Source organism: Bacillus sp. C30 (assembly GCF_040838255.1).
GTDB classification, from domain to species: domain Bacteria; phylum Bacillota; class Bacilli; order Bacillales; family Bacillaceae_G; genus Bacillus_A; species Bacillus_A mycoides.
Genome location: NZ_JBFPJH010000117.1, coordinates 1 through 9,640, shown reverse-complemented (window position 1 = coordinate 9,640; position 9,640 = coordinate 1). Strand labels below are relative to the sequence as shown.

11 protein-coding genes are annotated in these 9,640 nt (G+C 36.2%); all 11 read left to right on the top strand.

What is annotated here, in order from left to right; genetic code table 11:
• The first annotated feature begins 229 nt into the window (after positions 1 to 229).
• Positions 230 to 2,239: a methionine--tRNA ligase gene (metG, locus tag AB3X49_RS12915; protein ID WP_367962503.1), complete on the top strand. Its 2,010-nt coding sequence runs from the start codon at positions 230 to 232 to the stop codon at positions 2,237 to 2,239.
• A gap of 165 nt (positions 2,240 to 2,404) precedes the next feature.
• Positions 2,405 to 3,172 (top strand): TatD family hydrolase, encoded by a 768-nt coding sequence (locus AB3X49_RS12910; RefSeq protein ID WP_002009645.1) that lies wholly within the window; start codon positions 2,405 to 2,407, stop codon positions 3,170 to 3,172.
• 260 nt (positions 3,173 to 3,432) lie between these two features.
• The gene (rnmV, locus tag AB3X49_RS12905) at positions 3,433 to 3,990 is read left to right on the top strand and encodes a ribonuclease M5 (protein ID WP_002029323.1); all 558 of its coding nucleotides are present in this window, start codon (positions 3,433 to 3,435) and stop codon (positions 3,988 to 3,990) included.
• Complete coding sequence (gene rsmA, locus AB3X49_RS12900; protein ID WP_002091590.1) at positions 3,987 to 4,865, top strand: 16S rRNA (adenine(1518)-N(6)/adenine(1519)-N(6))-dimethyltransferase RsmA; 879 nt, start codon at positions 3,987 to 3,989, stop codon at positions 4,863 to 4,865. Before rnmV ends, rsmA begins: the two co-directional genes overlap by 4 nt.
• A gap of 117 nt (positions 4,866 to 4,982) precedes the next feature.
• A complete protein-coding gene (gene yabG / locus AB3X49_RS12895) occupies positions 4,983 to 5,846 on the top strand; it encodes a sporulation peptidase YabG (RefSeq protein WP_002009651.1) in 864 nt (287 codons plus the stop codon).
• 238 nt (positions 5,847 to 6,084) lie between these two features.
• Entirely contained in the window at positions 6,085 to 6,348 is a 264-nt protein-coding gene (gene veg, locus AB3X49_RS12890; protein WP_002009653.1) for a biofilm formation stimulator Veg, read from the top strand.
• Positions 6,349 to 6,438: 90 nt separating this feature from the next.
• Positions 6,439 to 6,618: an acid-soluble spore protein SspF gene (gene sspF / locus AB3X49_RS12885; protein WP_002094215.1), complete on the top strand. Its 180-nt coding sequence runs from the start codon at positions 6,439 to 6,441 to the stop codon at positions 6,616 to 6,618.
• Between the two features lie 196 nt (positions 6,619 to 6,814).
• Complete coding sequence (gene ispE / locus AB3X49_RS12880) at positions 6,815 to 7,684, top strand: 4-(cytidine 5'-diphospho)-2-C-methyl-D-erythritol kinase (RefSeq protein WP_367962499.1); 870 nt, start codon at positions 6,815 to 6,817, stop codon at positions 7,682 to 7,684.
• Positions 7,685 to 7,738: 54 nt separating this feature from the next.
• The gene (gene purR / locus AB3X49_RS12875; protein ID WP_002091587.1) at positions 7,739 to 8,587 is read left to right on the top strand and encodes a pur operon repressor; all 849 of its coding nucleotides are present in this window, start codon (positions 7,739 to 7,741) and stop codon (positions 8,585 to 8,587) included.
• Between the two features lie 123 nt (positions 8,588 to 8,710).
• Complete coding sequence (locus AB3X49_RS12870) at positions 8,711 to 9,085, top strand: RidA family protein (RefSeq protein WP_000869819.1); 375 nt, start codon at positions 8,711 to 8,713, stop codon at positions 9,083 to 9,085.
• Between the two features lie 152 nt (positions 9,086 to 9,237).
• Positions 9,238 to 9,531, top strand: a complete 294-nt coding sequence (spoVG, locus tag AB3X49_RS12865; RefSeq protein ID WP_000454042.1) for a septation regulator SpoVG — start codon at positions 9,238 to 9,240, stop codon at positions 9,529 to 9,531.
• Positions 9,532 to 9,640: the final 109 nt, after the last annotated feature.

The window sequence follows — 9,640 nt, the reverse complement described above, 5'->3', positions numbered from 1 at the left end:
ATGAGTAATAGATGATAAAGATATCGAGCATTAACTCGTTTTTATCCCGCATTAACGAGCAGTAAGACTCCCACTTCAAAATTTAGCCGGAGCAAAGAAGTTAAGTGGGAGATCAACTGCTCGTAAAAGCCCGATTGGTTCAACTAATAATCCATGGGGGATGAACCCTCTCCACGGATTAAAGTTTCACTTTATATATGAGTTTTTGATATACTGTTTATAAATACATATGAGGTTATTCGGGAGGTCCAAAACGATGAAAGAGGAAAATAAGTCCTTTTATATTACTACCCCAATTTATTATCCAAGTGGAAAGTTACACATTGGACATGCTTATACGACAGTAGCAGGAGATGCGATGGCACGATATAAGCGTATGCAAGGATACAATGTTCATTATTTAACAGGAACTGATGAGCATGGACAGAAGATCCAAAAGAAAGCAGAAGAACTAAATGTTACACCACAGGCATATGTGGATAACATTGTATCAGGGATTAAAGAACTTTGGGAGAAGATGGATATCTCTTATGATGATTTTATTCGTACAACTGAAGATCGTCATAAAGATGTTGTTGAGAAAATCTTCAAGCAGCTAGTAGATCAAGGCGATATTTATCTTGATGAATATGAAGGTTGGTATTCTGTACAAGATGAAACATTCTATACAGCGCATCAATTAGTAGATCCAATTATGGAAGGTGACAAAGTAGTTGGTGGAAAAAGCCCAGATAGTGGTCACGCTGTAGAACTTGTTCGCGAAGAGTCTTATTTCTTTAGAATGGGTAAATATGTAGACCGACTATTAAAGTTCTATGAAGATAACCCTCATTTCATTCAGCCGGAGTCCCGTAAAAATGAAATGATTAATAACTTCATTAAACCAGGATTAGAAGATTTAGCTGTTTCTCGTACTTCATTTGACTGGGGAGTTCGTGTTCCAGGTAACCCAAAACACGTTATTTACGTATGGGTAGATGCGTTGTCTAATTACATTACTGCATTAGGATATGGAACAGAAAATGAAGAGAAGTATAAAAAATTCTGGCCAGCAGATGTCCATTTAGTTGGGAAAGAAATCGTTCGTTTCCACACAATTTATTGGCCAATTATTTTAATGGCTTTAGATTTACCACTTCCGAAGAAAGTCTTTGCTCATGGCTGGATTTTAATGAAGGATGGAAAAATGAGTAAGTCAAAAGGAAACGTAGTAGATCCAGTTACACTAATTGATCGTTACGGATTAGATGCATTGCGTTACTACTTACTTCGCGAAGTTCCATTTGGATCTGATGGAGTATTCACACCAGAAGGATTTGTTGAACGAATCAACTTTGATTTAGCGAATGATTTAGGTAACTTATTAAATCGTACAGTAGCTATGATTGATAAATACTTTAACGGGGAAATCCCTGCATTTAAAGCAAATGTAACTGAGTTCGATGAAACGTTAGTGACATTCGCCAAAGATACATTGAAAAAAGTAGAAGAGGCAATGGAGAATATGGAATTCTCTGTAGCGCTAAGTTCCATTTGGCAATTAGTTAGCCGTACGAACAAATATATTGATGAAACGCAGCCGTGGGTATTAGCGAAGGATGAGAATGATCGCGAAAAACTTGCGTCTGTAATGGCCCACTTAGCTGAGGTACTTCGTCAAACAGGTATTATGCTTATGCCATTCCTAACAGTAGCACCAAGTAAGATGTTTGCTCAACTTGGACTTACTGAAGAGGCGCATAAATCTTGGGAAAGCCTATCTACAATTGGATGTATTCCAGCTGGAACAAAAGTAGAAAAAGGAAACCCAATCTTCCCTCGTTTGGAAATGGAAGTAGAAGTGGGGTATATTAAAGAACAAATGCAAGGTTCTGCTCCTAAAGTAGAAGAGAAAAAAGCAGAAGAACCAAAGGCAGAAGAAATTACAATTGATGATTTCTTTAAAGTAGAATTACGAGTAGCTGAAGTAATATCCGCTGAACCTGTGAAAAAAGCAGATAAGTTGTTAAAAATTCAGCTTGATTTAGGTACAGAGAAGCGCCAAGTGGTTTCTGGGATTGCTAAATTCTATTCCCCAGAAGAACTAAAAGGTAAAAAGGTTATTTGTGTAACGAATTTAAAACCTGTAAAATTACGTGGTGAATTATCAAAAGGTATGATTTTAGCAGGTGAAGAGAATGGCGTATTGTCATTAGCATCAATTGACCAGAATTTACCAAATGGTACAAAAATCAAGTAATTGAGACAAGAAAAGAGATGTTTCACGTGTAACATTGGTGAAGCGTCTTTTTTCTTTTTACATTCCGTTTTTTGCATTAAAATTGAAGTATTGTTATCGTTAAGTTAGAAAGAGTGTAGTTTTTCTATGAGAGAATTGATTTCAATATAAAAGGAGTTATTTATTATGTTGTTTGATACACATTCACATTTAAATGCAGAGCAATTTGAAGAAGATTTACAAGAAGTTATCGCGAGAATGAAAGAAGCGGGAGTTACATATACAGTTGTTGTTGGATTTGATGAAGTAACGATAAAGAAAGCAATTGAATTAGCAGAGGCTTATGATTTTATTTACGCTGCAGTTGGATGGCATCCTGTTGATGCAATCGATATGAAAGAAGAACATTTAGCTTGGTTAGAAGAATTAGCGGCTCATCCTAAAGTAGTTGCAATTGGGGAAATGGGATTAGATTATCACTGGGATAAGTCTCCAAAAGAAATACAGAAGGAAGTATTCCGTAAACAAATTGCATTAGCGAAAAAGGTGAAATTACCGATTATTATACATAACCGCGATGCAACTCAAGATATTGTTGATATCCTAGAGGAAGAGAATGCAGCTGAAGTAGGGGGCATTATGCATTGCTTTAGCGGTAGTGTAGAAGTAGCGCAGCGATGTGTCGATATGAACTTTTTAATTTCATTAGGTGGGCCAGTAACATTTAAAAATGCCAAGAAACCGAAAGAAGTTGCTATGGAGATTCCGTTAGAAAAATTATTGATAGAGACAGATTGCCCGTATTTAACACCACATCCATTTCGAGGGAAACGAAATGAACCTAGTTATGTAAAACTGGTAGCAGAAGAAATTGCGAATTTAAAAGGAATTTCTTATGACGAAGTAGCACAAGTAACAACAAAGAATGCCAAATCCTTATTTGGTGTTGAATAAAAAAGAATGGGGAGTCCCATTCTTTTTTTGTTTTTTGAGAAGAGAGATAGTAGAAGTGATAAGAACCCACTATTTACTCATAACATAAGTGTAGAAATATTGCGGATAAATTAAGATGGAGATAGAAGTGTTACAATAAGGATAGTGAACAAAGATTTTTCTCTTCTACTTTTTAAAATGTACGATTGGGAAAATAATAATGGAAAAGTCGTCATTTTTTTGTTTTACTAAGTAGAGATGAAAAGAGTGTGGAGGCAAGCATGAAAATTAAAGAGATTATCGTTGTAGAAGGTAAAGATGATACAGTTGCGATTAAACGTGCTGTTGATGCGGATACAATCGAAACGAACGGTTCAGCAATCGGTGATCACGTTATTGAGCAAGTTAAATTAGCGCAGCAAAAACGAGGCGTTATTATTTTCACAGATCCGGATTATCCTGGAGAGCGTATTCGAAAAATTATTTCTGACAAGGTTCCTGGATGTAAGCATGCTTTTTTAACGAAGGAAGAAGCACTTGCTAAAAGGAAAAAAGGTGTTGGAATCGAACATGCTTCTAATGAGTCGATTCGCCGTGCTTTAGAGAATATACATGAAGAAATGGAAGCTTACACAAGTGAAATTAGTTGGAGTGATCTAGTCGATGCGGGCTTAGTGGGCGGAGAAATGGCAAAGAGTCGCAGAGAAAGAGTGGGTAAGCTATTAAAGATTGGTTATACAAACGCAAAACAGTTACATAAACGTTTACAAATGTTTCAGGTTTCAAAGGAATCATTTGCAGAAGCTTATAAGCAAGTAATACAGGAGGAAAAAAAATGAAGGATATCGCAACACCAAATCGTACGAAAGACATTGTTGAAAAGTATGGATTTTCATTCAAAAAAAGTTTAGGACAAAATTTTTTAATTGATACGAATGTATTAAATCGTATCGTTGATCACGCAGAAATCGGTTCAGAAAGTGGCGCAATTGAAATTGGACCAGGTATCGGTGCGTTAACAGAGCAATTGGCAAAGCGTGCTAAAAAAGTAGTGGCTTTTGAAATTGATCAGAGATTATTACCAATTTTAGACGAGACGTTAGCTCCATATAGCAACGTTACAGTTATAAATAAAGATGTACTAAAAGCAGATGTACATGAAGTGTTTAGTGAGCAATTTGAAGAAGGACAAGATGTAATGGTAGTAGCTAACTTACCATACTATATTACAACGCCAATTTTATTTAAATTGCTTGAAGAAAAATTACCGGTTCGTGGATTTGTTGTTATGATGCAAAAAGAAGTTGGGGATCGTTTAGCTGCTAAACCAGGAACGAAAGAGTATGGTTCTTTATCAATTGCCATTCAGTATTATACAGAGGTAGAAACAGTTATGACTGTACCGCGTACAGTGTTTGTGCCACAACCAAATGTTGATTCTGCGATTATCCGTCTTCTAAAGCGTCCTAAACCAGTTGTAGAAGTGACAGATGAAACTTTCTTCTTTGAAGTAGTACGAGCAAGTTTCGCACAGCGTCGTAAAACTTTAATGAATAATTTATCAAATAATTTAAATGGTTTCCCGAAAGATAAAGAGCTGTTGGATCGAATTTTGACAGAAGTAGGAATTGATCCGAAGCGAAGAGGCGAAACGCTATCTATCGAAGAGTTTGCAACATTAAGTAATGCATTAATTCTTCATAAATTGTCATAAGAATATGAAAGGGACAGTTCAACTTGAGCTGTCCCTTTTGTCACCTTTCCTTTCCTAAATTCATACTTTAAAAACAGGTAAGATGGCCTAACGAGTTTGGAGTTTGGAGGTAGGAGAATGGATTTACATGTTGGAGAATTAGTTGAACGATATTCTCATAATAGGGATATTCTTTTTCGTATTATAGAAATAAAAGGCGATATGGCAATATTATTTGGAGAGGAAATTAGACTTGTGGCGGATGCACCACTTGCAGATTTAGTTAGTATAGATCAACGAGAACATAAAAATAGAGTGAAGCGTGAAAAAGAAACGATGGAGCGTACTTACCGGTTGTTTCAGCAAGATTACGTGTTGATGAAACAAAGACATGAACATAATTCAACTGGTGGATATACAAGTGAAGTGAATTATTTTCAAATGCCAGGACGTGTATTGCATATAGATGGAGATCCTTTATATTTGCGCAAGTGCTTAGATTTATATAATAAAATAGGCGTTCCTGTTCAAGGTATTCATTGTAAGGAAACGGAGATGCATGAAAAGGTAGTAGACTTAATAGATCATTTTCGCCCAGACATTTTAGTTATTACAGGACATGATGCATATACAAAGTCAAAAGGAGTTATGGGAGATTTAGCAGCATATAGACATTCTAGACATTTTGTACAGGCTGTTCGAGAAGTGCGGAAAAAGTATCCATCGTTAGATCAACTCGTTATTTTTGCTGGGGCTTGTCAATCACACTTTGAGGCGTTGATTCGGGCAGGTGCTAATTTTGCTAGTTCACCGTCTAGAATTAATATTCATGCTCTAGATCCTGTATATGTAGTTGGCAAAATTAGTTTCACTTCATTTATGGAAAGAGTAAATGTATGGGACGTTGTGCGTAATACAATTACTGGCGAAAAGGGACTAGGCGGAATTGAAACAAGAGGGATTTTACGAACAGGATTGCCCTTTCAACATTATGACGAATGAGCAAGGTACATACGTATCTTGCTTTTTTATGTAGAAATGATTTAAATGAGTCTGGATAAAAAGCGGCAAGAACGTGCAGACTATACAATGATACTTTTAGAATATAGTATTTCTTCTATCTATTTGAACGCATGATGCTTTTATAATGATATTGTCTGTGAATTGCGGTTAATAATTGGGATAGATATATCGTGTTTTAAGTGTTCAATCTAAATTACAGCGAGGTGTAGCAAAGTATATGTCAAAACGTTTAGATGAAATTAAAAGCGAATTAGATCACCATCTTGGACAGCGACTTATGTTAAAGGCAAATAGTGGGAGAAGAAAAACTGTGGAGCAATCAGGTGTACTTGCAGAAACGTATCGTTCTGTGTTTGTTGTACAATTAGACCAGCAGGAAGATGCATTGCAACGTGTATCTTATAGTTATGCAGATGTTTTAACAGAGACAGTAGAGCTAACATTTTACGATGAATCTCAAAATGAAGTATTTTATAATTAATGCATTTTTGTTACATATATTCCCATAAATGAAAAGCTATATTATTTTGCATACTAATTATACCGTAGCAAAATAAGGAGGGACTCTGCATTGAGTAGACGAAGAGGAGTCATGTCAAATCAATTTAAAGAAGAGCTTGCAAAAGAGCTTGGCTTTTATGATGTTGTTCAGAAAGAAGGATGGGGCGGAATTCGTGCGAAAGATGCTGGTAATATGGTGAAACGTGCTATAGAAATTGCAGAACAGCAATTAATGAAACGAAACCAGTAGTTGTAAGATACTTTCTATGCTACGGTAGCCGAGGAGAGATTCCTCGGCTTTTTGCACGCTAAAAGGTGCCATCATTTGACATAAGTAGTTTCATTCTGAATGCTTTTCGATATAATTAGGGAAGTGTCATCGTCTTACTATAAATTTATGGTAAAATAAACGATAAAAGATTGAGTACATAGAGTGGGTGAATAGATTGAAGCTACTAGTGAAAGCACCAGCAAAGATTAATCTGTCGTTAGATGTACTGGGAAAAAGACAAGATGGATATCATGAAGTGAAAATGATTATGACAACAATCGACTTGGCAGATCGTTTAGAGCTAATGGAATTAGCAGAAGACCGTATTGAAATTTTGTCCCATAATCGGTATGTCCCAGACGACCAACGCAATTTAGCTTATCAAGCAGCGAAATTATTAAAAGTGAAGTTTAATGTAAAAAAAGGTGTGTCTATTACTATTGAAAAAACGATTCCAGTAGCCGCTGGATTAGCAGGTGGAAGTAGTGATGCAGCAGCGACATTACGTGGCCTTAATAAGTTATGGAATTTAGGGCTAACAATCGATGAATTAGCAAAGCTTGGCGCAGAAATTGGGTCAGATGTATCGTTCTGTGTATATGGTGGAACTGCTATTGCCACTGGAAGAGGAGAAGAAATTGAACATATAAAGACTCCGCCTTCTTGTTGGGTTGTTTTAGCAAAGCCCCACATTGGTGTATCTACTGCTGACGTGTACGGAAATTTAAAATTAAATCGTGTTACTCATCCAAATGTAGATAAAATGGTTGAAGTCATTAACCATGGCGATTATAAAGGAATTTGTGATACTGTTGGTAACGTTTTAGAAGATGTGACGTTTGCGATGCATCCCGAGGTTGCACGTATTAAATCACAGATGAAACGCTTTGGGGCAGATGCCGTATTAATGAGTGGAAGTGGCCCAACTGTATTTGGTCTTGTACACCATGATTCGCGAATGCACCGCATATATAACGGGTTAAAAGGATTTTGCGAGCAAGTATATGCAGTGCGTTTATTAGGAGAGCGAGAAACGCTTGAATAAAGACGTATAATACGTTATGATTTGTTTAGAATATTCGTGATTTGAGGTGAGAGTATGAAAATTAGACGAAGTACAAGATTGGTCGATCTGACGTATTACTTGTTACAAAATCCTCGTCAGCTAGTTTCTCTCACTTTTTTTGCTGAAAGGTATCAATCGGCTAAATCTTCCATTAGTGAAGATTTAGTTATAATTAAGCAAACGTTTGAACAACAAGGTGTCGGCACATTGCAAACGGTACCAGGAGCAGCAGGAGGAGTGAAATATATTCCCTATATAAGTGAAGAAGAGGCAAATCTGATTATTAACGAGCTTTGTAGCTTATTTGAAAACCCAGACCGTATTTTGCCTGGCGGTTACTTATATATGACGGATCTTTTAAGTAATCCTCGCCAGATTAATGGCGCAGGTCGTTTATTTGCTTCTGTTTTTGCTAGGCAACCAATTGATGCGGTTATGACGGTAGCGACAAAAGGAATTCCGCTTGCTTATGCAGTAGCGAACTACTTAGATGTACCGGTAGTAATTGCGAGAAAAGATAATAAGGTAACAGAAGGACCCACTGTTAGTATTAACTATGTATCAGGTTCCTCTAAGCGAATCCAAACGATGACTTTAGCAAAGCGTAGCCTTCCAGAAGGGTCCAATGTTTTAATTATTGATGACTTTATGAAAGCTGGCGGAACCATTCAAGGTATGATGAGCATGCTAGAAGAGTTTAAAGCTAATGTTGTTGGGATTGGCGTATTAGTAGAGTCTACGGATATTGAAGAAAGACTTATTAATAACTTTGTATCATTAATTCGTCTGTCAGAAGTTGATGTGAAAGAAAAAGCGATTCAAGTGGAAAAGGGGAATTATGCACTTGCACCATTTGATAAAGGGCTTGTAGAGGCTGAGTAAAAAGGTAAAGCAGATAGCTTTACCTTTTTTTATTCCTATTTATAAATTACAAAATAGATGGACAAACTGCCTTTGGTACACTATTTTTAAAGAGTAAAAATAAATAATAAAAGGGTGAAAAGTATGAAAGTTGTTCAAACAAGCAAAGCACCACAGGCAATCGGACCATATTCACAAGGGATTATTGTAAATAATATGTTCTATAGTTCAGGACAAATTCCGTTAACGGCAAGTGGAGAACTTGTAACAGGAGATGTAACAGTACAAACAGAGCAAGTATTTGAAAATTTACAAGCGGTATTAGCAGAAGCAGGTGCTTCATTTGATACAGTGGTAAAAACAACAGTATTCTTGAAGGATATGGATGATTTTAATGCTGTTAATGAAGTATACGGTTCTTATTTCTCTACTCATAAACCAGCGCGTTCTTGTGTACAAGTAGCAAAATTACCGAAAGATGTTTCTGTTGAAATCGAAGTAATTGCCCTAGTTAAGTAACTCTTTGTAAGCGATAACCTCTACTAATCCTTATATTCAACTACAATAAAAATTTTTATCTTAAAAATTTTTAAAAAATTAAAGGGAAAATAGAAATTTTGTGGAATTTATACAAATATATCGCTTATTTAGAAAAGGGTGGTGAACACAAGATGGAAGTGACTGACGTAAGATTACGCCGCGTAAACACAGAAGGCCGCATGAGAGCAATTGCCTCTATTACTCTAGACCATGAATTTGTTGTTCATGATATTCGTGTAATTGATGGTAATAATGGATTATTTGTAGCAATGCCAAGTAAACGTACTCCAGATGGAGAATTCCGTGACATTGCACATCCAATTAATTCTAATACACGCTCTAAAATTCAAGATGCGGTTTTAACAGAGTATCATCGTTTAGGCGAGTTAGAAGAGGTTGAGTTTGAAGAAGCAGGCGCTTCGTAAAATTCGAATGAAAAGGGCTTTTGAAAGAAAGTCTTATAATTTTGTAGCAAACTCCTGTAAGCATTTACAGGAGTTTGTTTTTTTTTTTGAATAATACACGTTTCTAATT

Excerpts from the sequence above, each read along its gene's own strand:
- metG (WP_367962503.1), top strand. The coding sequence starts at position 230 with ATGAGGTTATTCGGGAGGTCCAAAACGATGAAAGAGGAAAATAAGTCC.
- AB3X49_RS12910 (WP_002009645.1), top strand. The coding sequence starts at position 2,405 with ATGTTGTTTGATACACATTCACATTTAAATGCAGAGCAATTTGAAGAA.
- rnmV (WP_002029323.1), top strand. The coding sequence starts at position 3,433 with ATGAAAATTAAAGAGATTATCGTTGTAGAAGGTAAAGATGATACAGTT.
- rsmA (WP_002091590.1), top strand. The coding sequence starts at position 3,987 with ATGAAGGATATCGCAACACCAAATCGTACGAAAGACATTGTTGAAAAG.
- yabG (WP_002009651.1), top strand. The coding sequence starts at position 4,983 with ATGGATTTACATGTTGGAGAATTAGTTGAACGATATTCTCATAATAGG.
- veg (WP_002009653.1), top strand. The coding sequence starts at position 6,085 with ATGTCAAAACGTTTAGATGAAATTAAAAGCGAATTAGATCACCATCTT.
- purR (WP_002091587.1), top strand. The coding sequence starts at position 7,739 with ATGAAAATTAGACGAAGTACAAGATTGGTCGATCTGACGTATTACTTG.
- AB3X49_RS12870 (WP_000869819.1), top strand. The coding sequence starts at position 8,711 with ATGAAAGTTGTTCAAACAAGCAAAGCACCACAGGCAATCGGACCATAT.
- spoVG (WP_000454042.1), top strand. The coding sequence starts at position 9,238 with ATGGAAGTGACTGACGTAAGATTACGCCGCGTAAACACAGAAGGCCGC.